This is a genomic window from Loktanella sp. SALINAS62, from assembly GCF_018263905.1.
Lineage (GTDB): Bacteria > Pseudomonadota > Alphaproteobacteria > Rhodobacterales > Rhodobacteraceae > Loktanella.
Map to the genome: position 1 here is coordinate 29,549 of NZ_JAAFZU010000015.1, position 23,938 is coordinate 53,486.

Annotated in this window: 25 protein-coding genes; 8 read left to right on the forward strand and 17 right to left on the reverse strand. The window is 58.8% G+C overall.

All coding sequences use genetic code 11. The features are described 5' to 3' along the window. Positions 1-3 precede the first annotated feature (3 nt). The 5 genes from GZH79_RS06650 (at position 4) to GZH79_RS06670 (ending at position 5,662) form a co-directional block, all read left to right on the forward strand. Positions 4-945 carry an acetamidase/formamidase family protein gene (locus GZH79_RS06650; RefSeq protein ID WP_211643007.1) on the forward strand — a complete coding sequence of 314 codons (942 nt, stop codon included), beginning with the start codon at positions 4-6 and terminating at the stop codon, positions 943-945. Next, a complete protein-coding gene (locus GZH79_RS06655; protein ID WP_211643008.1) occupies positions 942-2,726 on the forward strand; it encodes an ABC transporter ATP-binding protein in 1,785 nt (594 codons plus the stop codon). Before GZH79_RS06650 ends, GZH79_RS06655 begins: the two co-directional genes overlap by 4 nt. A 156-nt stretch (positions 2,727-2,882) precedes the next feature. Beyond that, on the forward strand, positions 2,883-3,428 hold the full coding sequence (locus GZH79_RS06660; RefSeq protein WP_211643055.1) for a YaeQ family protein: 546 nt from the start codon (positions 2,883-2,885) through the stop codon (positions 3,426-3,428). Between the two features lie 375 nt (positions 3,429-3,803). Beyond that, positions 3,804-4,721 carry an MBL fold metallo-hydrolase gene (locus GZH79_RS06665; protein WP_211643009.1) on the forward strand — a complete coding sequence of 306 codons (918 nt, stop codon included), beginning with the start codon at positions 3,804-3,806 and terminating at the stop codon, positions 4,719-4,721. Continuing rightward, positions 4,718-5,662 carry an MBL fold metallo-hydrolase gene (locus GZH79_RS06670; protein WP_211643010.1) on the forward strand — a complete coding sequence of 315 codons (945 nt, stop codon included), beginning with the start codon at positions 4,718-4,720 and terminating at the stop codon, positions 5,660-5,662. Before GZH79_RS06665 ends, GZH79_RS06670 begins: the two co-directional genes overlap by 4 nt. A gap of 25 nt (positions 5,663-5,687) precedes the next feature. Here the strand turns inward: GZH79_RS06670 and hemA are convergent, their stop codons facing one another. The 13 genes from hemA to GZH79_RS06735 form a co-directional block, all read right to left on the reverse strand. After that, positions 5,688-6,905 carry a 5-aminolevulinate synthase gene (gene hemA, locus GZH79_RS06675; RefSeq protein ID WP_211643011.1) on the reverse strand — a complete coding sequence of 406 codons (1,218 nt, stop codon included), beginning with the start codon at positions 6,903-6,905 and terminating at the stop codon, positions 5,688-5,690. Next, positions 6,905-7,276 (reverse strand): DUF302 domain-containing protein, encoded by a 372-nt coding sequence (locus GZH79_RS06680; RefSeq protein WP_249219022.1) that lies wholly within the window; start codon positions 7,274-7,276, stop codon positions 6,905-6,907. The genes hemA and GZH79_RS06680 overlap by 1 nt, the downstream gene beginning before the upstream one ends. Before the next feature lie 122 nt (positions 7,277-7,398). Then, positions 7,399-8,667, reverse strand: a complete 1,269-nt coding sequence (locus GZH79_RS06685) for an FCSD flavin-binding domain-containing protein (protein WP_211643013.1) — start codon at positions 8,665-8,667, stop codon at positions 7,399-7,401. A gap of 25 nt (positions 8,668-8,692) precedes the next feature. Further along, positions 8,693-9,355 (reverse strand): c-type cytochrome, encoded by a 663-nt coding sequence (locus tag GZH79_RS06690; RefSeq protein ID WP_211643014.1) that lies wholly within the window; start codon positions 9,353-9,355, stop codon positions 8,693-8,695. Continuing rightward, positions 9,345-10,622, reverse strand: coding sequence for a c-type cytochrome (locus GZH79_RS06695; protein ID WP_211643015.1), 1,278 nt, complete (start codon positions 10,620-10,622; stop codon positions 9,345-9,347). Before GZH79_RS06695 ends, GZH79_RS06690 begins: the two co-directional genes overlap by 11 nt. After that, complete coding sequence (gene soxC, locus GZH79_RS06700) at positions 10,606-11,877, reverse strand: sulfite dehydrogenase (RefSeq protein ID WP_211643016.1); 1,272 nt, start codon at positions 11,875-11,877, stop codon at positions 10,606-10,608. Before soxC ends, GZH79_RS06695 begins: the two co-directional genes overlap by 17 nt. A 9-nt stretch (positions 11,878-11,886) precedes the next feature. Continuing rightward, the gene (gene soxB / locus GZH79_RS06705; RefSeq protein ID WP_211643017.1) at positions 11,887-13,581 is read right to left on the reverse strand and encodes a thiosulfohydrolase SoxB; all 1,695 of its coding nucleotides are present in this window, start codon (positions 13,579-13,581) and stop codon (positions 11,887-11,889) included. An 82-nt stretch (positions 13,582-13,663) separates the two neighbouring features. Continuing rightward, positions 13,664-14,500 carry a sulfur oxidation c-type cytochrome SoxA gene (soxA, locus tag GZH79_RS06710; protein ID WP_211643018.1) on the reverse strand — a complete coding sequence of 279 codons (837 nt, stop codon included), beginning with the start codon at positions 14,498-14,500 and terminating at the stop codon, positions 13,664-13,666. Positions 14,501-14,542: 42 nt separating this feature from the next. Next, entirely contained in the window at positions 14,543-14,872 is a 330-nt protein-coding gene (soxZ, locus tag GZH79_RS06715) for a thiosulfate oxidation carrier complex protein SoxZ (RefSeq protein WP_211643019.1), read from the reverse strand. Between the two features lie 23 nt (positions 14,873-14,895). Beyond that, positions 14,896-15,312 (reverse strand): thiosulfate oxidation carrier protein SoxY, encoded by a 417-nt coding sequence (gene soxY, locus GZH79_RS06720; protein ID WP_211643020.1) that lies wholly within the window; start codon positions 15,310-15,312, stop codon positions 14,896-14,898. A 35-nt stretch (positions 15,313-15,347) separates the two neighbouring features. Further along, entirely contained in the window at positions 15,348-15,833 is a 486-nt protein-coding gene (soxX, locus tag GZH79_RS06725) for a sulfur oxidation c-type cytochrome SoxX (RefSeq protein ID WP_211643021.1), read from the reverse strand. 104 nt (positions 15,834-15,937) lie between these two features. Continuing rightward, the gene (locus tag GZH79_RS06730) at positions 15,938-16,489 is read right to left on the reverse strand and encodes a thioredoxin family protein (protein ID WP_211643022.1); all 552 of its coding nucleotides are present in this window, start codon (positions 16,487-16,489) and stop codon (positions 15,938-15,940) included. Between the two features lie 15 nt (positions 16,490-16,504). Then, a complete protein-coding gene (locus GZH79_RS06735) occupies positions 16,505-17,245 on the reverse strand; it encodes a cytochrome c biogenesis protein CcdA (RefSeq protein WP_211643023.1) in 741 nt (246 codons plus the stop codon). A gap of 77 nt (positions 17,246-17,322) precedes the next feature. Between GZH79_RS06735 and GZH79_RS06740 the strand changes: the two genes are divergently transcribed. Genes GZH79_RS06740 through GZH79_RS06750 form a run of 3 tightly spaced genes read left to right on the forward strand, consistent with a single transcriptional unit; the run spans position 17,323 to position 19,120 of the window. After that, positions 17,323-17,691: a hypothetical protein gene (locus tag GZH79_RS06740; protein ID WP_211643024.1), complete on the forward strand. Its 369-nt coding sequence runs from the start codon at positions 17,323-17,325 to the stop codon at positions 17,689-17,691. A 50-nt stretch (positions 17,692-17,741) separates the two neighbouring features. Then, complete coding sequence (locus GZH79_RS06745; RefSeq protein WP_211643056.1) at positions 17,742-18,035, forward strand: metalloregulator ArsR/SmtB family transcription factor; 294 nt, start codon at positions 17,742-17,744, stop codon at positions 18,033-18,035. A gap of 32 nt (positions 18,036-18,067) precedes the next feature. After that, positions 18,068-19,120 (forward strand): YeeE/YedE family protein, encoded by a 1,053-nt coding sequence (locus GZH79_RS06750; protein ID WP_211643025.1) that lies wholly within the window; start codon positions 18,068-18,070, stop codon positions 19,118-19,120. A 726-nt stretch (positions 19,121-19,846) separates the two neighbouring features. Here the strand turns inward: GZH79_RS06750 and GZH79_RS06755 are convergent. From GZH79_RS06755 to GZH79_RS06770, 4 genes are read right to left on the reverse strand one after another with little or no spacing between them, the layout of a single operon-like run. Further along, the gene (locus tag GZH79_RS06755; protein WP_211643026.1) at positions 19,847-20,563 is read right to left on the reverse strand and encodes a ThuA domain-containing protein; all 717 of its coding nucleotides are present in this window, start codon (positions 20,561-20,563) and stop codon (positions 19,847-19,849) included. Beyond that, positions 20,560-21,429 carry an NAD(P)-dependent oxidoreductase gene (locus tag GZH79_RS06760; RefSeq protein ID WP_211643027.1) on the reverse strand — a complete coding sequence of 290 codons (870 nt, stop codon included), beginning with the start codon at positions 21,427-21,429 and terminating at the stop codon, positions 20,560-20,562. Before GZH79_RS06760 ends, GZH79_RS06755 begins: the two co-directional genes overlap by 4 nt. Beyond that, complete coding sequence (locus GZH79_RS06765) at positions 21,429-22,940, reverse strand: sugar ABC transporter ATP-binding protein (RefSeq protein ID WP_211643028.1); 1,512 nt, start codon at positions 22,938-22,940, stop codon at positions 21,429-21,431. Before GZH79_RS06765 ends, GZH79_RS06760 begins: the two co-directional genes overlap by 1 nt. After that, on the reverse strand, positions 22,937-23,938 hold the full coding sequence (locus GZH79_RS06770; protein WP_211643029.1) for an ABC transporter permease: 1,002 nt from the start codon (positions 23,936-23,938) through the stop codon (positions 22,937-22,939). Before GZH79_RS06770 ends, GZH79_RS06765 begins: the two co-directional genes overlap by 4 nt.

Below are 23,938 nucleotides of genomic sequence, written 5' to 3' on the forward strand. Positions count from 1 at the left end.
GGCATGTGCAAGAACTGCGATTACACCATCCACGGTCATCATCATCACGGGTGGGATCATGCGATCCCCCCCGCACAGACGGTGGCACCCGGCAGTCGGTTGCATTTTCAGTGCCTCGACAGTTCGGGCGGTCAGTTCACCAAGGACAGCACGTCCGCCGACGTGCCAACGCTGGATTTCGGCAAGATCAATCCGGTCACCGGTCCCATCTACGTAGATGGGGCCGAGCCGGGGGATATCCTGAAGGTCCAAATCGAAGCGTTTCATCCTTCGGGTTTTGGGTGGACTGCAAACATTCCGGGGTTCGGCCTGCTGGCCGACCAGTTCACAGAGCCACATCTTAAGATCTGGGATTACAACCCGGACACCTTGGAACCGGCGCTGTTTTCGGACATCGCCAAGGTTCCGTTGAAACCTTTTGCCGGAACTATCGGTCTTGCCCCAGCAGAGGCCGGGTTGCATTCTGTGGTGCCGCCGCGACGGATGGGTGGCAACCTTGATATCCGCGATCTGGCGGCGGGAACGACGTTATACCTGCCGGTCGAGGTTGCGGGTGCGCTGTTTTCTATTGGGGACACACATGCCGCACAGGGCGACGGAGAGGTCTGTGGCACAGCGATCGAGTCGCCGATGGATGTCGAGGTGACGCTTGACCTCGTGAAGCAGGAAAAACTTGCTTTTCCACGGTTCACCACCCCCGGCCCGGTCACCCGGCATCTTGATGCCAAGGGATATGAGGTGACGACTGGCATCGGACCGGACATGATGACCGGTGCAAAGGACGCTGTTTCCGCAATGGTGGACCTTTTGTGCAAGCATCACGGCTTTGCCGCCGAAGACGCCTATCTGCTGTGTTCCGTGGCAGGCGATCTTCGGATTTCCGAGATCGTGGATATGCCGAACTGGGTCGTGTCGTTCTACTTTCCGCGGATCGTTCTGGAATGAGTGACGCTTTGAACAACGGAGGGGGCGGTGACCGCCCCCTCTTGACCGTGCGGGACCTGAAAGTGCAGGTCGCAACGCAGGCAGGGGCAAAGACGGTTCTTGACGGGCTGTCCTTTGACTTGGTGTCGGGCGAAACGCTGGCACTGGCAGGCGAAAGCGGCTCTGGTAAATCGATGACTGCACTGGCCATCATGGGGCTTCTTCCCAAGCCGATGGCGCGGATCGCGGGCGGCACAATCAAACTGGGCGCGGACGAACTGACCGGGCTGGACGAGCGTGGTTACCGCAAGATCCGCTCTGCGCGGATTGCCATGATCTTTCAAGAGCCGATGACGTCGCTCAATCCACTGATGACAGTGGAACGGCAGCTTAGCGAGGTGCTGCTGGAGCACGATATCTGCGACAGATCAGAGGCCCCGAACCGAGCGCTGAAGTTGTTGCAAGACGTACGCCTGACCGAACCCGAACGTCGCCTGAAGCAATACCCCCACGAGCTTTCGGGCGGCATGCGACAACGCGTGATGATTGCCATTGCGCTGGCCTGCGATCCCGAAATCCTGATTGCGGATGAACCGACCACGGCGCTTGACGTGACTGTGCAGGCAGAGATCCTTGATCTTATCCGCACCTTACAGTCCCAACACGGCACGGCAGTTCTGATGATTACCCACGATATGGGTGTGGTGGCCGAAATGGCGGACCGTGTGATCATCCTGCGTGAAGGCAAACAGGTAGAGGCGGCACCGGTCCATGATCTGTTCTCTGCACCGCGAACGGACTACGCGCGGACGCTGCTTGCCGCCGTTCCGCGACTGGGGACTGCACCCGCACGGCCCGTTTCCGAAAGCCGCAACAAAATCGTCGAGGTCGACGACCTGAGCGTCCGCTTTGACATCACGGGCGGCTTTCTGGGCCGCACCGTTGCCCGGGTCCATGCGGTCGAAAGCGTTTCATTTCATATTCGAGAGAAAGAGACACTGGCGCTGGTCGGCGAGTCCGGCTGTGGAAAATCGACCATTGGAAAGGCGCTTTTGGGTCTGGTCCCGTGGGATGGATCGGTACGTGTAAACGGCGTCCAGACGCTGGGTCGATCGCGTGCCGCGATGCGTCCCGTCCTGCGTGACATACAGATGGTATTTCAGGACCCTGGCGCATCGATGGATGCGCGGATGACCGTCGGAGAGCAGGTGGTCGAGCCGATGCGCGTGCACGGATTGGCAAAGGGGTCCGAACTTGATGATCGGGCCGAATGGCTGTTCAAACGGGTTGGACTGTCGCCTGACATGCTGTCGCGGTTTCCACACGAGTTTTCCGGTGGCCAGCGACAAAGGGTCTGCATCGCGCGGGCACTGTCACTGTCGCCCAAGGTCATTGTGGCAGACGAAAGCGTTTCGGCGCTTGATGTCAGCGTACAGGCACAGGTTCTGGACCTGCTACAGGAACTTCAGGAAGAAGACGGGTTGTCCTACCTCTTTATCAGTCACGACATGGCTGTCATCGAACAGGTGGCCGACCGCGTGATGGTGATGCGGCTTGGACAGGTGGTGGAAGAAGGGCCGCGCGACGCAGTGCTCCGCGATCCGCAACACGCCTATACCAAACGCCTGATCTCGGCCGTGCCGATCCCCGATCCAACGCGGACGCGCCCGCCCATGCCGGACATCGCGGGTGTCGAAAATACGAGCCCTATTTTTTCTGTGGGCCAATCACCCGTCCGCATCAAGCTTACTGAATTGAAGCAGGGCCACCGCGTTGCCCGTTCTGAAGCGGCATCGCTCTGATAGTTCGCTAAACCGATTAATTCAGCCTGTAGAGGACGGTGCGGTTCTGACCATGGCGCACGGTGTCGCCGAATGATGATTTCGGCGCCTATCTCTTCTTTCCACTGACCAACAGACCGAGTAGTCATGCCCATTGTTAACGGCGCGGGGCAGACCATGGCGCAAAATGCCACCATTTATAAAGTAGAATTGTCGGTCTCTGATATGGATCGCCACTATTACGAAACCCATAAACTGACCGTTGCAAAGCATCCGTCAGAGACAGAGGCACGCCTGATGGTGCGCATCGTCGCCTTTGCACTGAATGCCCACGAACATTTGGAAATGACCAAAGGACTGTCGACAGACGACGAGCCGGATATCTGGCAAAAAAGCCTCAGCGGCGAGATCGACTTGTGGGTGGCACTGGGGCTTCCGAGCGAAAAGATCATCCGACAATCAAGCAACAAAGCTGCGAAGATGATCGTCTATCCCTACGGCGGCAAGGTTGCAGAGGTGTGGTGGGACAAGGTCAAGAACGGCACCACCCGTTTCGACAATGTCCAAGTGGTCAATTTCTCCGAAGCCGACATGGCCGCACTGGAAAAGCTGGCCAGCCGCGCGATGAAGATTCAGGTCAATATCCAAGACGGCGACGTCATGGTCAGTGTCGATGAACATGTCGTCTACGTCACGCCCGAAATTTGGAAGCGCGCAGCATAGGTTGCGTTAACCAAGGACCCAGCCGGATTTGCTGCCGCTGACCTGCCCCCCAATCAGGGTAGGTTGACGCTAAACCACCCCACCCTGCCCCACCACGGTGCATTCCGAACGCGTGCTTCTTGGCGGATAAAACACCTTTCACGGCGCCTTGGGGTTTCTTGAAGGTCAGGCTGTGAGAGTAGGCGCAAGGATCCGCGTGCAACACGGCTGAGGCGCGATATCGGCAGTTCAAATTTTAAGAGCCACTGCAGAATGTGGTCGCGCCTGTGAGCGATTTTCACAACTGATTTAACCTCCAAACAAACCGCCCTGATGCAAAGGAATGTTGCCCGAACGTACAAATTCGAATAACTAGATGTGATGGGGGGGGACATCATGAAATTCACGCGACGCAGTATTCTGAAGACAGCCGCCTGCGCTCCGTTGTCGGCCTTGGCGTGGCCGAGTCTCGCAATTTCGCAGGTTCAGATTGGCGATGCCACTCTGACGACTGTCAGCGATGGACATCTGGTTCTTCCCAAAGACTTGGTCTTTGACGCGATGCCGCAGGAAGATTTGGCGCAGCTGTTGTCGGCTTTCGACCTGCGTTCCGATCAGCTGGAGCCGGAGTGCAATCTGACCCTTTATCAAGACGGCACCAGAACCGTATTGTTCGATGCAGGATCTGGTCCTGATTTTATGCCGACGGCAGGGCGTGTTCTGGATAGCCTATCGGCGTTGGCGGTCTCGGCTCAGGATATAACGCATCTGGTATTCACTCATGCACACCCCGACCATATCTGGGGCACGTTAGACGATTTTGGCGACCCGCTGTTTTCAAATGCTTTGCATCTGATGGGACAGAATGAATGGGACTATTGGTGGAACCCACAAACCGTCGATACGATCGGCAGCGCGCGTCAGACTTTCGCCGTTGGGGCAAAGAACAGGATGACGGCTTTGGAGGATCGTTTTGAATTCTTTCAGGACGGCCAAGAGTTACTGCCCGGAATTCAAGCCATCGAAAGCCCCGGACATACACCGGGGCACATGAGTTTCGAGGTGCGTCAAGGCACCCAAGCCGTATTTGTGACGGGCGACGCCATCGGAAATCATCACATCGCATTCCGCAGACCCATGTGGCCCAGCGGGTCGGATCAGGATGTGGAACAGGCGATTGCGACCCGCCAACGCCTGTTCGACCGCATCATCATCGACGATTTGGCCATCGCAGGCTTTCATCTACCCAATGGTGGCGTGGGCCGGGTCGAGGCTGTGGAAGACGGATATCGTTTTGTGCAGGATCCCACATGAAACGCTTGCTTGCGCTTGCCCTTATCGGCTCACCAGTCTTTGCCAGCGAGGATATCGCGGACCAATACCCCGGTTCGCTGCTCTATTCCAAACCGGTCGAAGTCATCCCCCACGTCTGGTCGGCCATCGGGGCAACCGCGCCGCCCACATATGAAAACGCAGGCCATAACAATAACCTTAGCTTTATCGTGACGGGAGATGGCGTGGTCGTGGTGAACGGGGGCGCGTCCTATCATCTGGCAGAAGCGCTGCATGCCGAAATCCATGCCATAACAGACCAGCCCGTCAAACTGGTTATTGACGAGAATGGACAAGGCCACGCGATGCTGGGCAATGCATACTGGGCCACGCAGGACGTACCGATCCTTGCCCATGTTGACGCAGCAGCCCATTTCGAACGCGATGGCCCGCAAACGCTGCGCCAGCATCAGGACGTACTAAAAGAGCGATCCAATGGCACGGTGCTGACACCGCCGACAGAGACATTTGACGACAGCCGCACCATCAAAATGGGGAACATGCGGATCGAAATCCTGCATCTTGGCCCTGCCCACGGTCCCGGTGACACGCAGGTCTGGCTTCCTGATCTTGGTCTGGTGATCGCAGGGGACATTGCGTTTCACGAGCGGATGTTGCCGATCTTTGACGACACGAACACGCGCGACTGGATCGAAACATGGGAAACCGCATTCGAACCGCTGGGTGCGACCTATGTCATTCCGGGCCATGGCCATCCGACCAACATGGATCAGGTGCGGCGCTATACCCACGACTACCTGGTCTTTCTGCGCGCGCGGATCGCAGAACATATCGACGCGGGCGGCGATCTCGCCGGGTCATACTACGTGGACCAATCGCCGTATGCCAAACTGGATACGTTCGAAGAGCTTGCAACAAAAAACGCCGGTCGCGTCTACGAACAGATGGAATTCGATTTCTGAAACAGGCCGCAGTGACGATCCCGGATTACTGAGCGGCTACATCTACCCTCGCCAGATTGCACTGCGTCCACAGATCTTCCAGCGCATCGACAAGGCGGTCGATATCGCCGGGCGTGTGGACCGGCGACGGGGTGATGCGCAAACGCTCCGTCCCTTTGGGAACAGTCGGATAGTTGATCGGCTGGATATAAATGCCGTGGTCGTGCATCAAAAGATCGCTGATATATTTGCATTTGGCCGCATCGCCGACAATGACCGGGATGATATGGCTGGGGTTGTCGAGATGCGGCAGCCCTATCGCGTCCAGCCGGGCGCGAACTTCAGCGACATTGGCCTGATGCAACGCACGTTCCGTGCCACAGACCTTAAGATGTCTGATGGAGGCGGTCGCCCCCGCAGCCACCGCGGGTGGCAACGCGGTCGTAAAGATGAATCCGCTGGCAAAGGACCGGACGAAATCGCAGAGCGCTGCACTGGCCGCAATATAGCCGCCCATCACGCCGAACGCTTTGCCCAAAGTGCCCTCGATCACCGTTATCCGGTCCATAAGGCCCTCTCGTTCGGCCACACCGCCGCCGCGCGGACCGTAAAGGCCCACGCCATGCACTTCGTCCAGATAGGTCATTGCGCCATAACGGTCGGCAAGGTCGCAGATTTCGGCGATGGGGGCGACGTCTCCATCCATTGAATAGACCGATTCGAATGCGATCAGCTTGGGCACATCCGGCGGAAGTGCTGCCAGTTTTTGTTCAAGATCGGCAACGTCGTTGTGTTTCCAGACAACCTTGGACGCGCCAGAATGACGAATGCCCTCTATCATCGAGGCATGGTTCAACGCGTCCGACAGCACCACACAGCCGGGGATGCGCGACGCCAAAGTGCCAAGTGCTGCCCAATTTGACACGTAGCCAGAGGTAAACAGCAGCGCATCGGCTTTGCCATGCAGGTCGGCCAGCTCGGCCTCCAGTTCTACATGGGCGTGGGTCGTGCCGGAAATGTTGCGCGTGCCCCCCGCCCCTGCACCGGTACTGTCGAGCGTGTCATGCATCGCCTCTAACACCTTTGGGTGTTGTCCCATGCCAAGGTAATCGTTGGAACACCAGATGGTCACATAGGCTGGGCCAGTATGACAGCGCGCCTGCGGGAAATTGCCCCGCAGACGTTCCAGTTCGGCAAAGGTGCGATAGTTGCCCTGATCGCGCAGCAGGTCGAGTTCGGATCGAAAATAGGCGTCAAAATCCATCAGAACGCCGTCGCCTCTGCCACGATGTCCGACAGCAGGGTCTGCACGGCCTGCATCGGGCCATCGGGATAGCTGCGGTATCCCACCGCCACGTCACCGCCCTGATCGGCAACGAAAATGCCGTAGGGACAGTGGACGATGTTCATCGGATCAGCCTCCATCACCTGACGGCTGACCACGGCAGAGCAAAATATAAAAATTTCGGCGGCGCCGAATATCACCTCATCGCTGCCAACGTCGCTGCCGGTTCGGTTCAGCATGTCGCCCACATGGCTGACATAGTCGATGACAAGACCCTTGTTCACGATGGCATTTTCAACAGCAAAGGTCGCATCATCAAAAGTACCGTCGAATAGGGTCGTCACGACCATTTGGGCTTTTGCGGCTGTGGCCAACGGCAGAACCGCGGCGATGACCAGTGATTTCAGAATGCGCATAATGAACCTTTCGTGGATCAGGATACCCCGCCCCTGACAGGGCCGGGGTGAATTTTTCAGGCTTTGCCAAACATGTCTTCGGTGATGGCCTGATACCAGCCGACCGACTCTTCATACGTTTCTTCACGCACCTCGGCGGTTTCGTTTGTCTGACTGATAAAGCTGTCGATCGCTACGATCTCTGACTCGCCTGCCTCGTAGCTGGCGCCAACCTTTACGCCGTCGTCGGTATCGATCAACGACCAGCAGGTGTTCGAGAACCGCGCCGGGAACACGGTCGAACCTGTCAGCGCGCCCCCTACGGCATTGGCGCAGACTTTGGCCTGGCTGTTCGCGGCAAAACCGGATTTTGGCATCGCACCTTGTGCCGCCGCGTCGCCTAGAACGTGGATGTTTTCGTCCATGCTGGACGACAGGTCCGTCGGGTTCACCGGGGCCCAGTTGCCATCGGTCAGACCTGCGGCCTCTGCGATCTGGCCGGCCTTTTGCGCCGGAATGACGTTGCAGACATCGACCTTTTGCACATCACCGTCGATGTCGACCGTCATCTCTTCGGGGTTCACGCTGACGTTGCCGCCGCCGAAATCCGGGCCGATCCGTTCGATCATGCCGGGATAATGGGTCTGCCAGCCTTCAACGAACAACGCCTGCTTGGAAAACGCTTCCTTGGGGTCAAGGATCAGGATCTTGGCGGTTGGGTTTTCGGCCTTCAGCTTGTGCGCGATCATCGAGACCCGTTCATACGGACCCGGCGGGCAGCGGTAGGGGTTCGGCGGCGCGATCATGGCGAATGTGCCGCCTTGCGGCATCGCCTCGATCTGCGCCTTGAGCAGTTCGGTCTGGCTGCCGCCCTTGTAGGCATGCGGCATCGCGTTTTGCGACTCGACCGACCAGCCGGGAACAGAATCTTCGATAAAATCGATGCCGGGCGAGAGGATCAGCCGATCATACGGCAACGATCCGCCAGAGGCGAGCGAGACAGTCTTTGCATCCCGGTCCACGCTGATCACCCAGTCATGGACAACGTTTATCCCGAATTTAGAAGCCAGAGTGCCATAGCTGTGCGCGATGCTTTGCAGATCGCGGAGACCGCCGATGTATAGATTCGAGAAGAAGCAGGTGTAATATGTCCGCGACGGCTCGATCAGCGTGACGTCGATCGCACCTTTACTGTCTTTTGCGATATAACGCGCGGCGGTGGCGCCCCCCGCGCCGCCACCGACCACAACAACGCGCGGTTTGCCTTGTGCGCGGACCATCGGTACAGCCAACCCGCCCGCCGCGGCGATTGATGTGCCCAGAAACAGGCGCCTGTTCAGTGTCATGTCTCTCTCCCTTGGTGTGCGTCGGTCAATCGACGCTTTCGAAATAAGCGGCCAATGCGGCGATCTCCTCGTTCGAGAGCCGACCAGCCATCATCGTCATCACCGGGTGGGTGACAGCCCCTTGCTTGTAGGCCTGCATCAAGGTGACGAAAGCGTCGCGCGACAGACCCGAGATCGACGGTATCCCATCATCTGTGCCGCGCGCATGGCAGGCGGTGCAGTCACCCGACAGGTATTCGCCGTAGGCCAGATCGCCTTGCAACGCGAGGATTTCTGGCGCGACGTTGAACGTCGCCTCTGCTGTGGCGTCGTCCGGACCTGTGGCCAAAAAGGCGATCAGCGTTGCGCGATCCTGCGGGTCGGGCATCCCACGATATCCCATCGACGTGTGCGGCAGCATGTCCATTGGATTTGTCAAAAAGGCATCAAGCGTGTCTTTGGTCCAGACCATACCCGCCGCGCCAGCCGCGGACATCGCCTTGGAATAAGGGTATCCTTCAACACCCGCTGCCAGACGTCCGATCAGATCGTTCAGATGAGGCCCGACAGAGTTTTCTGAATCCGGTCCGATCTGATGGCAGGCAATGCATTCACGATAAAGCGCCTGACCGTCCCCACCCTGCGCCCCGACGGGTCCTGCGAGCAAGGTTCCCGTCAAGAGCGTCAGATAGATCGGTCTACTCGGCACTCGCCTGCTCCAAGTAGATAATGACGGCGTCGATATCCGCAGGATCCTGGATGCCGCGATAGCTCATCTTTGTGCCCGGCATCGCCTCGCGCGGGTTGGCAAGGAAGGCGGTCAGCGCCTCCATTGTCCAGACGTCACCGGCGTCATGTGCTTCGTCAAAACTGCGCGAATAACGAAAGCCCTCGACGCTGCCGATAGGTCGCCCGACAATCGCGTTAAGCTGCGGTCCCGACTTGTTCGCGGCGCCCTCGCCTACGGCGTGACATGCCTTACACGCCCGAAAGACGCCCTCGCCTGCCGCGATCAGTGCGGGATCGGCAGCGGCCAGAATGACCTCTTCAGCGCTATCCGGCACAGCGGACTCGGCGACTTGCTCTGGCATGTCGTCGCTTGCGTCTTCGGTTGCATCGGCCATCTGGGCGTCAGTCACTTCGCCGTCAGAGTATTCGACCTCTGCCGAAGCTTCGGAGACCGCTTCGGTCGCCGCACCGTCTTCGCTGTCGGGTGTTACATCCAGAACGGCGGCGCGCATGGTGATCTCGACGCTGTCCTTGCAACGTTCCATGCAGACCTCGCCGGAAAAGGCGACCAGTTCCGTGTCGGCCCGGTCATCGGGGAAGAATCCGTCGGCGTTCGGCATTTCGACATCTAGGAATGTCTCGTTCGACAACTCGAAGTCGTCTTCGACGATATTGTTGAGATATAGCAGATACGCGGTGATCGCATAGATCTCGTCAGGTTCCAGCGACTGTGCGTTACCAAAGGGCATGGCGCGGTTGATGTAGTCGTAAACCGTTGAAAGATAGGGCCAGTAGGACCCGATGGTTTTGACGGGGTCTTGCCGTTCCAGCGTGTCCCAACCACCGGCAAGCACGGGCCAACGGCCCACAGCCTCTCCAAAGTCGCCGTGACACATGGCGCAATTTTCGACATAGACCTCTTCACCGGTCCAGACATCGCCGGACCCTGCGGGCAAACCTTGACCATCCGGACGAATGTCGATGTCCCATGCGGCGACTTCGACCTCCAGCGCGGGACGACCCAGGCCAAAACCAGCGCTTTCCGCAGGCTCAGAGGCCACCAAACCATGCGCGCTTTCCTGTACCGTTTCGGTGCCGACTTGCGCATGCGCGGCGTCGATGGCGAAGGTCTCGCGCACCGGGGCGGGCATGTCGACGACAAGCTGGTCGGCCAGCACGTATGCCATGGTTAACATACCCGCGGTCCCGCCCAGCGCGGGTGCCAAAATCTTAAGATATTTCAACATTTTCCGCCGTCCCTTCTTCGGTAACATACCAGGTCTGGATGCCGTTATTGTGGTAGATCGAGTTTTCGCCGCGCACCTTGCGCAGCATATTCTTGGTTGGCTGGACGTAGCCGGTGCTATCGTGCGCGCGGCTTTGCAGCAGCAGCGGTGAGCCATCCCAATCGAATTCATAGTAGAAACGGTGCATCGACTTATCCATCGAGGGGCCTGACATGCGGGCTTGATGCCACGTCATGCCGCCATCGATGGTAACGTCCACACGCGGAATACTGCCGCGACCGGACCATGCCACACCGGTTAGAACCGTCGATCCCGGACCGTGCGTGATCGGGGCCTGCGGGCTGGGGTTCGTGATGACCGACTTGGCGTCCATCTCCCAGGTGAACCTGCGGGCCTGACCGTTTTCCAACAGGTCGGTGTATTTGCTGGTCTCTTCGCGGTGATGCCAGGGCTGGTCGCCGACCTCGATCCGGCGCAGCCATTTGACCCACATGTTACCTTCCCAACCGGGCACGACCAGGCGCACGGGATAGCCCTGTTCGGGACGCAGCGCCTCGCCATTCATCTTGAACGCCACCAGGCAATCATCCATTGCCTTTTCCATCGGGATCGAGCGGGTCATCCCTGACGCATCGGCCCCTTCCGGCAGGATCCATTTGCCCGACGTCTTCACCCCGGCCTCTGCGAGGATCAGGCGAAGCGGCACCCCCGTATACATCACGTTGTGAATCATGCCGTGCGTGTATTGGCAGCCATTCAGTTGGGCGCCCGCCCATTCCATGCCAGAGTTCGCAGCGCATTCTAGAAAATAGACGTGGTTCTCGCGCGGGAAACGCATCAGGTCTTCCATCGTGAATACGACCGGGTTGTCGACCAATCCATTGATCATCAGGCGATGTTCAGCGGGGTCGACCTCTGCGATACCAGCGTGGTGGCGTTCAAAGCACAACCCGTTTGGCGTGATGATCCCATCAAGCTCGTGCAGCGGGGTGAAATTGACAGATGACACCGGATCAGCCGTCAACCACGGCACGTCGCGGCGGACCACGTCGGATTCGAATTTCGACGGCATGCCATAGGGACGCGCATCGACTCCGTCGCCAAGATACTGGTTCCATGGCTGTTTGTTGACGATGGCCGGATCGGCGTCTTGTGCAAACGCGCGGCTTCCGGCGGCTGCAGCCAATGGGGCGGCTGCGGCGGCTTTCAGAAAATTGCGGCGACTGGGTTTGGCGCCTTTGACTTGAATGACCATTCTGCCCTCCTATCCGGCAACGACGGCGATTGTGGTGTTTTCGGGCACGGAAACGGTGCCCTGATTGCGAATGTACGCCTCGACCACATCCCAGATGGGCGGCCCTTCGGTGCCTTCGTTGACGCTGGCCCAGCCCGACACGACGTAGGACTTGTCCGCCGCAATCGCCTCTCCCGTCTTCAGCAAGGTCATGTCGGTGATCCGGCTGCCCTGCGGTTGGCTGATATCGATCCGGTAGCCCATGCCACCAACGCGGACCATGTCGCCGCCCTGCTGATAATAGGGATCGGGGTTGAACAGGTTGTCGGCCACGTCTTCAAGGATGAGATGCAGCATCTCGCCTGTCATTTCAGACCGGTAGGCATTGGGATAGCTCATCGCGGTGGCGTTAAAGACATCCTCTCGCGTGATGTCCTGACCGGGCATGACACTGGCCCCCCAGCGAAAACCAGGTGACAGGGCGATATCGGCTTCGCGCTCTTGAAGCAGCGCCTTGCAAATCAGATCGTCCCAGGTACCGTTGAAATTGCCGCGGCGGTAAAGCATGTCCTCCGTCTGGCCCAGCACCTCTGCCATTTCGTCTTTGAACGGCGCGCGAGTGTCCTCGACAAGAGCAGCCATTTCGGGGTCGGGCGCGATCACATCGGAAAAGATAGGGATCAGGCGGTGTTCGATCCCCTGCATCCCGCCGTCGCGGATATCCAGATCGACGCGGCTGACGAACTTGCCGTGCGACCCGCTGGCGATCAAAAACGTGTCGCCTACCTGAACTGGCTCGGGGATGGCGTCATGCGTGTGACCCGTCAGGATCACATCGATCCCGGTGACATTCTGCGCGACCTTTCGGTCGACGTCGAAACCGTTGTGCGACAGCAGGACCACGCATTCGGCCCCAGCCGCACGTGCATCGTTCACGACCTGCTGGATACGTTCTTGGCGCACGCCGAATGACAGATCCGGGAACATGTGGCTGGGATTCGCGATGGGCAGATATGGGAACGCCTGACCGATCACAGCGACCTTTGTGCCGCCGCGTTCGAACATCTGCGTGCTTTCGTATGCAGGTTCGTCCCACGTGGCATCAAAAATATTGGCGCCGAGGAAGGGGAAATTCAGCTCGTTCTCGACGATCTCTGTCACACGGTCGATGCCCAGCGTAAATTCCCAGTGCGATGTCATCGCATCCGTGCCCAGCGCGTTGAACAGGCGCACCATGTCGGCACCGTTTGTGCGCAGCGCTGGCAGCGGCCCCTGCCAAGTGTCGCCACCGTCCAGCACGATGGCGTCCTCGCGGTCACCCTTGATGTGTTTTACCACCGTCGCGATCCGGTCCAGCCCACAAATTTTGCCATAGGTCTGGCCCAATGCGACGACATCATCGTAGGTCAGCGCATAGTCCAGCGCGCTGCCTTGCGCGATCCCGAACATGTCGCGGAATGCCGCACCGGACACATGGGGCGGTTTACCCTGCGCGTCACCGACGCCAAGATTAATTTCCGGTTCACGAAACCAGATCGGCTGCGTTTGCGCATGGATATCGGTAATGTGGATCAACGTCACATTGCCCGTTGTCGGCTGGTCCAGCAAATCTGACTGGCTCAGTCGCTGCTGGGCCGCCAGCCGTCCCCAGTTGCCGAAACCACTGGCACCTACGAGGGCCGCAGCAGACAGGCTGGCCTGCAGGAAATGGCGTTTAGAGATCATCCGACCCTCATATATTCAATAATATGCATATTAATTCCGACGAAAAAGCCCGCCCTGCGCAGTGCAAGGCGGGCCTTTTGGTTCAGTTTCTGACCGACGGACCTTCGACGCCCAGACCGTTGCCACGTGACGCCACGTAGAGTTCCAGCGCCACGAATTCGGGGCTGCCCGCACTGAATGTTTCTGCGCGGGTGTCGCGCACGCATCCCTTGAAACGGGCATGGACCGTGTTGAGTTTCGCGTTCTTCAGACGATAGGTCGGAAAACCGTTGATCTGGCCTTGGCTCAGGTGGTCGGCACGGATGTTGTTGCCGTAATTGTCCTCGTGGCAATTGGCGCAGGACAGTTCGAGCTGGCCAGTACGGGTGTAATAAAGTTCTTCACCAAGGGCCCATGCGTCTGCAACCGGGCCATCCGTCGCAACGTTGATCGGCAAACCGCGAGACACAGACGCAAGAAGTGCCTCCATGTTGGCCATGTCCCCAGATGTGTAACCCCAAGGCTCGGCCTCCATCCGGGTTTCACGGCAATCGTTGACCTGCATGGCCAGCGTGCGCACCTCTCCGGCCTCTTCGTTCCACTTCGGATAGACGGGACGGACGCCCGCCATCTTTTCTGGATCGCCATGGCAGGACTGGCAGGATTCACCTGCATTGCCTTCGACCGTGGACCAGGTTTCAATCGCATCGTCGACAAAGATCATGCCCGGATTGTCAAAGTCGTCCATTTGCAAAGCCTGTGTTTCGTCTGACCGGAAGACCCAGCCAGATAGAACCTCGGACATCGGAACGTGATCCGGCGCAGGTGCGCGGACGGTGATCTCCAGATCGCCGTTAACGACCAGATCGGCCTCCTCGTCGGCCCATGCGGGTGTCATAGCAACTGCCCCGATTAAAGCTGCAAAAGCGTAGGTTTTCATGCGGTTGTCCCTCCCGTGACACCCATGCGCCGGACCATCGGGTCAGGCGACAGTGATTTCCTTCGATTCTTCGTAGACGGAGCCGTCATCGTCGTACCAGGTGAAGTTGAAAGTCCCGCTTTCGGGCACGAACGCCTGGAATTCAAAGAACGGGTTGGTCGAGATCGCAGGGGCGAGTGCCACGTCGATGACGTTCTCTCCGTTGAAATCGACCACGAAGCGGTTGATAATCGCGCGCGGGATGACGTTGCCGTCGGAATCTTTGCGCTGACCGCTTTCCATCAGATGACTGATGAGGGTCTTGATGGTGATCGCCTCGCCGGCGGAGGCCTCGGAGGGCACGCGGACGCGCGGTGTTACATTTTCTGCCATTTTTCTCTTCCTCTATCCCTGCCTCAGCCGCCGCAGCCGCCGATGGTGACTTTCACTTCCTGACGCACTTCGGCAAAGCTGCCGTCGGCCATTTTTGCCACGGCGACCACATGCTGCGTGCCCGCCAGACGAATCCGGGTAGATGCCATCTGGGCCGCGGCGAGCGGACCGAACAAAAAGGTTGCGACATCAGGCGTCGGGTTACCGGCCGCATAGACACGAATTTCCGTCGCACCCGGCGCCGATACCTCGATCGGGACGGTGTTGCCGTTTTCGGCGATTTCCGGGGCAGTCAGCGTGATGCCATTGGCACCCGGCGCAGCACCGCCGGTAAAGTCCGCAATCGCCGCGTCGGCGGCTGCGGTGGCACGCATCGGCAGGACCGCCACGAATGCGGTACCCATGGCGGCCAAGATAGTGGCTCGTCTCGTCAGTTTCATGTCTCTCTCCCTCGCGGACTGGCTATGGGCCGCGTTCAGTTGGATTCGTTCAGTGTCATCAGATAGGCCACGACGTCCTCGACCTCTTGCGCGGTCAGGATCGGGGCCAGCGGTTCTTGGGCCGCCTTGCCGGTGTAATCATCGCCCGGACGAATGTAGCCTTCAGTCTTGTAGAATGCCGGCATCATCGTGCCCGGAAAGGCCATTTTCGCGTTGGCGACGATCCCGCGCAGATCGCTTTCCGTCCAGCGGTCCGCAACACCGTCCAGCGACGGGCCGACCTCGCCGTGGAATGGAAATTCTTCCAGCGCGGTGACCTGATGGCAGGCGATACAATTGCCCTTGCCCCTGTTTGTCATCACGACCATGCCGTTCGCATTGTCCCCTGGCGCGCCGGTCAAGGACATCTCGACCTCGCCGTATTCGCCATAGGCAACGGCGGTCGGCGCAACAGTTTCGGCCCAAGCGCCTGTCGCAAGACATCCCGCAATCACAGCCGCAAATTCGGTTGAATAACTCATGGCACCTCCCAACGCCGCCTGCTCCCTTGTGCATACCGTAGCGCACAAAGGTCGCAGATCGCAACTACATATTCATATTATTGATTACGTTGCAGCGCAGCATTTCAGTTCGCAAGGCGAGCCGCATTAAAATCACGAAGGCTGACGCCCTCCATCGCGGCATCACTTTGCGCCCACACCAGCAGGCCAAGCATATCGTCGACTTCAAGTGCCCCGGGTATGACCGTCAAAGCGGCCAGTGGTGCTGGCACGGCTGGCGTTTCTGCGCCTGCAAACACCATGATTGTGGGCGTAAATCGATATCCCCATTCCCTAACCATGTCAGCTGCGGTTCTGGTCACACCATCGAAATCGGTCACTTCGGTCGCACCGAACATGTCGATTTGAACGGCAAAGTAGTCGTCCATCAGAATCGCATTCACCTTTGGGTCGGTGAACACCTGCTCGTGCATCCGCTTACAGTAGATGCAGCCACGCTGCTCGATGAGCACGATAAGGTTGCGACCGTCGGCGCGCGCTTCTGCGAAATCTTCGGCCAGATCCTTGAAGGTCATGCGCAGGAATGGCGCATCGTGCAGACCATCATCGCCGACCTCGGCCAGGACTGGCGCGGCAGTGGCGATCAGTGCCACCAAAAGCGTAAGAATACGTCGCATGATTGTCTCCTTTGGTTAACCCACCGTCTGAAACCAGGGCACGTGCTCCAGCATCCATTGGGCGATGGCGTTGACGGAATTGGTGGCGATCAGCAGTCCGAATATGATCAAGAGCACGCCCATGACCTTTTCCATAACGCCAAGGTGACGCCGGAAACGTGACACGAACCGCATGAACGGGCCGATGAAAAAAGCGGCAGCGACGAACGGCAATGTCATCCCTGCGCCATAGACGAACAAGAGCCAGACACCGTTCCAGACCGTTTCCTGCCCAGCTGCCGTGAACAGGATCGCCGTCAGCACAGGTCCCACGCAGGGCGTCCAGCCAAACGCAAACGCCAACCCGATCACATATGCCCCGGCAAACGTCGCGGCCCGCGACTGGCCCACATCGGCGCGCAACTGACGATACAGAATCGGGATGCGGATCACCCCTACAAAGTGAAAGCCCATGGCGATGATGAGAGCGGCAGCGACCCAGCGCAGCACATCAAACCATTCCCTGACCAGTTGACCAAACAGCGTGGCGCTGGCCCCAAGTCCCATGAAAACGGTAATGACACCCAGCGCGAAACAACAGGCCGATATCACCGCACGGCGCCGCACGGCAGGGGTGACCGGTGCATCCGCATTGATCTGATTCATACCGACGCCAGCCAGATAACTCAGGTAAAATGGTACGATCGGCAGGATGCAGGGCGACAGGAATGATAATAGTCCCGCCAGCAGTGCGCCCAGAAAGGTCACGTCAAACACGCTTGGCACCACTCTGCTTGTCACATTCAGGAATAAGATTATGTTTATGCCTCACCCTGCGTCAATCGGAGTTCCCAATGCGCTTGCCGTTCCTGACCGCCGCGCTGTGTCTGCTCCCTACTATCTTGTGGGCAGAGGTGGGTCTGGTCATGGCCGAAGAACGTGGCTGCATTTACTGCGCCCGCTGGAACGCCGACATCGCCAATATCTACCCAAAAACACCCGAAGGTCGCGCAGCCCCACTGATGCGCTACGACATTCACGACGACGAACCGCCAGCGGACTTGGTGTCGCGCGTCATATTCACACCGACATTCGTGCTCGTGCAGGACGGGGTAGAAATTGATCGACTGGAAGGGTATCCTGGAGAAGACTTTTTTTGGGGGTTGCTCGGAAAGATGTTGAGCAACGCGAACATCCCCCTCCATCCCGAGGACGACATGTGACTGCCCGAAGCGCGCTTCCGGTCTTTGACGAGACGACGACAAACGAAGACATGGACCGAATGGTGCGCAATGCCGAACGGGCTTGCACCTTTTTGAAATCCATCGCCCACGAAGGGCGCATGATGATCCTGTGCCACCTTGCCACCGGCGAAAAGTCGGTGACCGAACTAGAGGATCTGCTGTCTGCACGTCAGGCCGCAGTGTCACAGCAACTGGGCCGCCTGCGTATGGAAGGTCTGGTGCAACCGCGACGCGACGGCAAGACGATCTACTATAGCCTGACGGACGACCGGCCAAAGCAAATCATGGAAGTCGTCTATGACCTGTTTTGCAACGATGAATAATCGCACCTGATCGGGGGGACCGGGGGGATATCATGATAGACACACTCGGAGAGGCGAACGCAGCCGCAATCGTCGGTTTGCTGGGTGGACTGATGCTTGGCCTTGCGGCCAGAATTGGTCGGTTCTGCACACTGGGCGCGATCGAGGACTATCTGTATTCATCCGACGACCGCCGCTTGCGGATGTGGGGCCTGGCGATCGGTACCGCCATCATTGGTGCGCATCTGGCGATGGCAAACGGCAGTCTCATCGGTTCGGACACGGCTTACCTTGGACAGGCCTGGAACCCAGTTGCCACGATCCTGGGCGGGTTATTGTTTGGCTATGGCATGGCACTCAGCGGCAACTGTGGCTACGGGGCATTGGCCCGGCTCGGCGGTGGTGACATGCGGTCCTTTGTTATCGTCGTCGTCATGGGGCTGTCGGCCTATTTCGTCATGTCCGGGCCGCTTGCGACCACCCGTCTATGGCTGTTCCCGGTCAACCCTGCCGGTACGTCACCGCAAGGTATCGGCCAGATTTTGGAACCCTATGGGATCGGTCTTGCCACATCGGGCTTTGTGTTCGGGGCGGTCATACTGGCCGCATCCCTCGCCAGCCGCACGATGCTGCGGTCCCCCTCGCATGTGATCTGGGGTGTCGTCGTCGGCGTGGCGATCGTGTCTGGCTGGGTGGGCACCGCGTGGATTGCGCGCACGGGCTTCGCGCCGACCGCGCTTCAGACGCATACCTTTGCCGCCCCGATCGGTGATACGCTGCTATGGGGCATGACCGCATCGGGGACCGCATTGTCGTTCAGCGTCGGTTCCGTCATCGGCGTCCTGCTGGGCGCCTGTCTAGGCAGTTTCTCCAAAGGACATTTTCGCTGGGAAGCCTGCGACGATCCGCGGGAACTGCGCCGCCAGATATTCGGCGCGGCGTTAATGGGGCCAGGTGCCGTCCTTGCGGTCGGATGCAGTGTGGGACAGGGTATTTCTGCGTTTTCGCTGCTGGCTTTCAGCGCCCCGGTGGCATTCGCAGCAATTTTTGTCGGTGCGGCCGTTGGGTTAAACCAGCTTATCACCGGCTTTGCTGCCATCGACTGAAACGAGTGCGAAAAAGAGATCCAAGGTGACCCTTCCCCGTCGGGACGTGATGCCACGGGCGGTCGACCGTTCACTCTCCAGCCTGATCAACAGGCTTTTGCCCGGACAGCGACACGAACACCCTGCCCGCCAATGTGTCCGCAAGAGGCGATTATTACAAACGTTCCAGAAGCAGGATTTTGCCGCGTCAACCGCATTTTTGCGCGGATGTGGCATGGCACAATCGAGCCCAAGGTATAATGCGCGACACGAACGCATAGCCCCCAGTTGATGGTTCACCGACATCTGGAGCGCCTCAAGACCAAGGGCCGGGTGGCCTCGAACCGTGCAGCGATCGTGTCCAATCCCTACTATCGCGAAGCCCTCCACAAAATGACGGCAGAGACACCTCTCACTACGGCGGACAAGTTCCAGAGACCTCCTGTGCCGGATCAGGCACCCGTCAGGCCACCTCAAGATCTGGTAGCTGATATGTCATCGGGATAATCACCACTTGAACAGATTTTGACCGGCGACTGGGGTATCCCGGACGGTTACGGAATCATGCTATTTTCTAGGGCTGAGCGCGCCGAAACTGCCGCCCCCGTCTGGGGTGACGTATAGGGACCGTGGCCCCGGGCTGCGTCCGCTTGCGCAACATACTTTTTGGTTTCGGCACGACCGTTGGCGGCGTCCCTATGACCAATTCGTGCAGAAACAGCAGCGACGCCGTAAAGCGCCGCCGCCTCAGTGGATGTCAGTCCGTTCCCGGGCCGCCCAGATTGCGCCGCGCCGGATCATTTCGGTGACTTGCGGCACCTTCAGATCGTCCAATTCATGACCGATCGAACAATAGAAAACACGGCCCTTGTCCCAGCGGCGGGTCCAGGTGACGGGGATCACGGTGCCCTCTATCCACCACAGATGATCGCCAGAAAATGTCGTTGTGGCCAGCACGTTGTTGGACGGGTCGGTCAGCATGTAATATTGTTCCGAACGGATGCGGAAACTGCGAATGCCATTGACCAGCGGATGATCGGGCTGGCAGATCGTCACGTCGTAGTCGATGTAATCCTCTGCCGGTTGCAGGTTGTCCGGCCAGCCGGGCGGGTGGGCCACGAACTGGCCGCCGATCAAAAAGTGATAGGTTGGCCGATCGCGGAACGCGTCGCCCATGTGACCGTGCCACCCCGCAAGGCCGCAGCCGTCGCCGATTAGCTTCAGCAAGCCGTCCTCTTGCAGTTTGGTCATGTTGCCGAATTCCGCCTGATGTCCGGACCTGGCAGAGGACCAGATCGGGGTGATCAGGTCCACATCTGCCAGGTCGGCAGGCCGTTCCAACGGTTCGAGTGTGTCGTAGACATCGACAGTAAATCCGTTGCTTTTCAACAGTGTTTCATACCAGTCGGCAAAGGCGGTGGGCGTGTGGCCTTCCCAGCCACCGACAAACAATGCAGCTTTCATACAGCACCTTTTCGCATAAAATTCAGAATTGCCGCCATGTCGCGTGCACCATAACCATCGCGTTCGGCGGCCAGCAGTATGTCCAGCGTGACGCGGCCCTGCGGTATCGCGGTGCCAAGCATGTCGGCCAGTGCGGCTGTTGCCTGCATATCCTTGCGGGCCAGCGCCACGGTAAAGGTCACGTCGTGTGACGCCTCGTCAAGATACAGCGGACGGCGATAGGAAATCATCGGGGCGGCAGCGGCGCTGTTCTCGATCACATCAAGGGCCGCGTCAGGTGCGATGCCCGCCGCCTCTGCCAGTGTCATCGCTTCTGCCAGCGTCTGGTTGAGCCCGTGGATCAATGCGTTGACCGCCAGTTTCATGACGGACCCTGCACCACGCGCACCCAGACAAATCGTCTTGCGCCCCAGCGCGTCCAGAACCGGGTGCAGCGGTGCCGCCTCCTCTGGTGTGCATCCCGCCATCAGCAACAACTGCGCGTCGGTAGCCGCCTGCGTCGCGCCGGAAACCGGTATGTCGATCACGGTCGTGCCAACCGGTGCCGCCCGCACAAGTGCTGCGATATGATCCGGCGACATGGTGCCCATTTCGATCAGCGTGCGGTGCCCGGTCGCCGCAAACAGCCCCGCGTCGCCCCTGTGCACGGTGTCCGACGCGGTATCGTCGGCCAACATCGTGACGACAACCTGCGACACTTCGGCAAGCGCCTTTGGCGTGTCAGCCACACGCACGCCGATCCGGTCCGACAGCGCATGCGACTTTTGCGGTGACCGGTTCCAGACCGTTACGTCATGCCCGGCCTTTGCCAGATTGACGGCCATGGGTGTCCCCATCCGCCCCAGTCCAACAACGCCGACCCGCATTACGCCACCCGGTCTTCGCTAAGCCCCGATATGGCCTGTACAAGATTGTTTTCCGTCACTTCTTCGGTCGTGAATTCCCGCATCACACGGCCCGAAAACATTGCCACGATCCGGTCCGACACGTGCAGCACCTCTGGCATTTCGGAACTGACCACAATGACTGCATAGCCCTGCGCCGCCAGATCACGGATCAGATTGTGAATTTCAGATTTTGATCCCACGTCGATGCCGCGTGTCGGTTCATCGACGATCAGCACCTTGGGATGCATCGACAGCCATTTTCCGATGACGATCTTTTGCTGGTTGCCGCCGGACAGGTTGCCCACCGTCTGCCGCCAACCCGGTGTGCGGATATCCAGCGCATCATGATATTTATCGAAAATGGCGACCTCTGCCTTATCGCTGGTGAACGGTCCGCTGGTCAGCTCTCCGATCTGCGGCAGGGTCATGTTGTCCCGGCAGTTCATGCCCAGCACCAACCCCTGCCCCTTGCGATCCTCTGGCACCAGACTGATGCCCCGTGCGATCGCGTCCTGCGGGGAATTGATCGTGACCTCTTGGCCGTCCAGCAGAATCTTGCCTGCAGACGGCTCGCGTAGGCCAAAGATCGTTTCGGCGATTTCCGTGCGGCCCGCGCCAACAAGCCCGTAAAAGCCGACGACTTCTCCTTTGCGGACGGTGAAACTGACGTCATGGAACAGTTTACCGCAACTCAGGTTGCGGACTTCCAATGCGACGTCGCCCATCTCGTGTTGGACCTTGTTCCGGCTCAGATCCAGTTTGCGGCCGATCATCAACTGGGTCACGTCTTCTTCGTTCGTCTCGGCGGTGTTGAGCGTACCGCGATAACTGCCATCGCGCAGGACGCTGATCCGGTCGGTGATCTTGAAAATCTCTTCCATCCGGTGGGAAATGTAAATCACACCGACGCCGCGCGATTGCAGATCGGCGATCACATCGAACAGTACGACCTTTTCGGAATCCGTCAGCGACGCTGTCGGTTCGTCAAAGATAACGGCGCGCGGATCAACGGTCAGCGCACGGGCAATTTCGACCATTTGCTGATTGGCGATGGACAGGTCACCGACACGGGTGCGGGCGTTGAACCCGACGTTCAGGCGGTCGAGGATGGCGTCCGTGTCGGTATAAAGCTTTTCCCAGTCAACACGGCCAAGGCTTTTACGCGGCAGTTCCCCCAAAAAGATATTTTCGGCCACGCTCAATTCATCCGCAAGGCTCAGTTCCTGATGGATAAAAACCACACCATTTTGCTTGGCAGTCTGCGGGCGGTCCATGACGACCTGCTTTTCGCCGATATAGATCTTGCCTTCGTTCGGCTGATGCAGCCCGCCCAGCACTTTCATCAGGGTGGATTTGCCTGCACCGTTTTCGCCCATCAGGGCGTGGACCTCTCCGGGGCGCAGATCAAGCGATACACCGTCCAGCGCCCGGACACCGGGGAACGCCTTGACGATATTTTCCAGCCGCAGAATGGGGGATTGATCGGTCATACCCGCAACTCCTCTTTGCCCTTGCGATTCAGCTGACGGTCCAGAAACAACACGGCGATCAGGATCAGACCGATAACAAGGTTCACCGTTTCGGTGTCGGAACCGATGTGACCCAATCCCTTGCGCAGCAGTTGGATTGCGATGACGCCGCCAAGGGTCGATATGATGGACCCATATCCCCCTGTCAGTTTGGTCCCGCCCAGCACGACAGCGGTAATCGCCCAAAGTTCGTACAGCATCCCGTCGTTGGGATTCACCGACCCGCTTTCGGAATAGAACACCACGGCGGACAGCGCAGACAGGAAGCCGATCAGCATGAAATTCCACAGAAAATGCGGGCCGACGCGGATACCCGCGTTCACCGCCGCCTCGCGGTTATTGCCGATGGCATAGGCGTTGCGGCCATGCACGGTACGGGTCATGACCAGCCACAGGATCAGCGCCACCACAAGCAAGAACCACGTCGCCGTATGCAGTCCAAGAAACCGGGCCTCTGCGAAATCGACAAGTGTCCAGTTCAGGTGACTGGTCGGCTGTTCACCGTTGTACATAAAGACAAGACCACGGTAGCCCAGCATCGACCCCAGCGTGACAATAAAGGCGTCGACACCGGTTTTCCAAACGATAAGCCCATTGATCGCCCCCAGCACGACGCCGGTCAGCAACGCCAACCCCCAAGAGATAGGGATTGACCAAACGCCCAGCGATTGCATCCACGCCCATCCCATGCTGTCCAGCAAGATGACCGCCGACATTGCAAAGATGGCCCCAACGCTCAGGTCGATATTGCCGTTGATCATGACAATCGTCATGCCCAGCGCGATGATCCCGATGGGCGCCGATTGCTTGAGCAGCAGCAGCATGTTTTCAGGGTCCATAAACGTCGCGTCCGTCACCGACAGGAATTTCCCGGCGATTGAAAAGAACGCCAGTTCGACCGCGATGAAGGCCCAGATCGCGCCCTGCTTGATCAGGTCAGTCCGGTTTATATTACTCAT

Coding starts and splice junctions, on each gene's coding strand:
- GZH79_RS06650 (WP_211643007.1), top strand. CDS start 4: ATGTGCAAGAACTGCGATTACACCATCCACGGTCATCATCATCACGGG.
- GZH79_RS06655 (WP_211643008.1), top strand. CDS start 942: ATGAGTGACGCTTTGAACAACGGAGGGGGCGGTGACCGCCCCCTCTTG.
- GZH79_RS06660 (WP_211643055.1), top strand. CDS start 2,883: ATGGCGCAAAATGCCACCATTTATAAAGTAGAATTGTCGGTCTCTGAT.
- GZH79_RS06665 (WP_211643009.1), top strand. CDS start 3,804: ATGAAATTCACGCGACGCAGTATTCTGAAGACAGCCGCCTGCGCTCCG.
- GZH79_RS06670 (WP_211643010.1), top strand. CDS start 4,718: ATGAAACGCTTGCTTGCGCTTGCCCTTATCGGCTCACCAGTCTTTGCC.
- hemA (WP_211643011.1), bottom strand. CDS start 6,905: ATGGATTTTGACGCCTATTTTCGATCCGAACTCGACCTGCTGCGCGAT.
- GZH79_RS06680 (WP_249219022.1), bottom strand. CDS start 7,276: ATGGTCGTGACGACCCTATTCGACGGTACTTTTGATGATGCGACCTTT.
- GZH79_RS06685 (WP_211643013.1), bottom strand. CDS start 8,667: ATGACACTGAACAGGCGCCTGTTTCTGGGCACATCAATCGCCGCGGCG.
- GZH79_RS06695 (WP_211643015.1), bottom strand. CDS start 10,622: ATGTTGAAATATCTTAAGATTTTGGCACCCGCGCTGGGCGGGACCGCG.
- soxC (WP_211643016.1), bottom strand. CDS start 11,877: ATGGTCATTCAAGTCAAAGGCGCCAAACCCAGTCGCCGCAATTTTCTG.
- soxB (WP_211643017.1), bottom strand. CDS start 13,581: ATGATCTCTAAACGCCATTTCCTGCAGGCCAGCCTGTCTGCTGCGGCC.
- soxA (WP_211643018.1), bottom strand. CDS start 14,500: ATGAAAACCTACGCTTTTGCAGCTTTAATCGGGGCAGTTGCTATGACA.
- soxZ (WP_211643019.1), bottom strand. CDS start 14,872: ATGGCAGAAAATGTAACACCGCGCGTCCGCGTGCCCTCCGAGGCCTCC.
- soxY (WP_211643020.1), bottom strand. CDS start 15,312: ATGAAACTGACGAGACGAGCCACTATCTTGGCCGCCATGGGTACCGCA.
- soxX (WP_211643021.1), bottom strand. CDS start 15,833: ATGAGTTATTCAACCGAATTTGCGGCTGTGATTGCGGGATGTCTTGCG.
- GZH79_RS06730 (WP_211643022.1), bottom strand. CDS start 16,489: ATGCGACGTATTCTTACGCTTTTGGTGGCACTGATCGCCACTGCCGCG.
- GZH79_RS06740 (WP_211643024.1), top strand. CDS start 17,323: ATGCGCTTGCCGTTCCTGACCGCCGCGCTGTGTCTGCTCCCTACTATC.
- GZH79_RS06745 (WP_211643056.1), top strand. CDS start 17,742: ATGGACCGAATGGTGCGCAATGCCGAACGGGCTTGCACCTTTTTGAAA.
- GZH79_RS06750 (WP_211643025.1), top strand. CDS start 18,068: ATGATAGACACACTCGGAGAGGCGAACGCAGCCGCAATCGTCGGTTTG.
- GZH79_RS06755 (WP_211643026.1), bottom strand. CDS start 20,563: ATGAAAGCTGCATTGTTTGTCGGTGGCTGGGAAGGCCACACGCCCACC.
- GZH79_RS06760 (WP_211643027.1), bottom strand. CDS start 21,429: ATGCGGGTCGGCGTTGTTGGACTGGGGCGGATGGGGACACCCATGGCC.
- GZH79_RS06765 (WP_211643028.1), bottom strand. CDS start 22,940: ATGACCGATCAATCCCCCATTCTGCGGCTGGAAAATATCGTCAAGGCG.
- GZH79_RS06770 (WP_211643029.1), bottom strand. CDS start 23,938: ATGAGTAATATAAACCGGACTGACCTGATCAAGCAGGGCGCGATCTGG.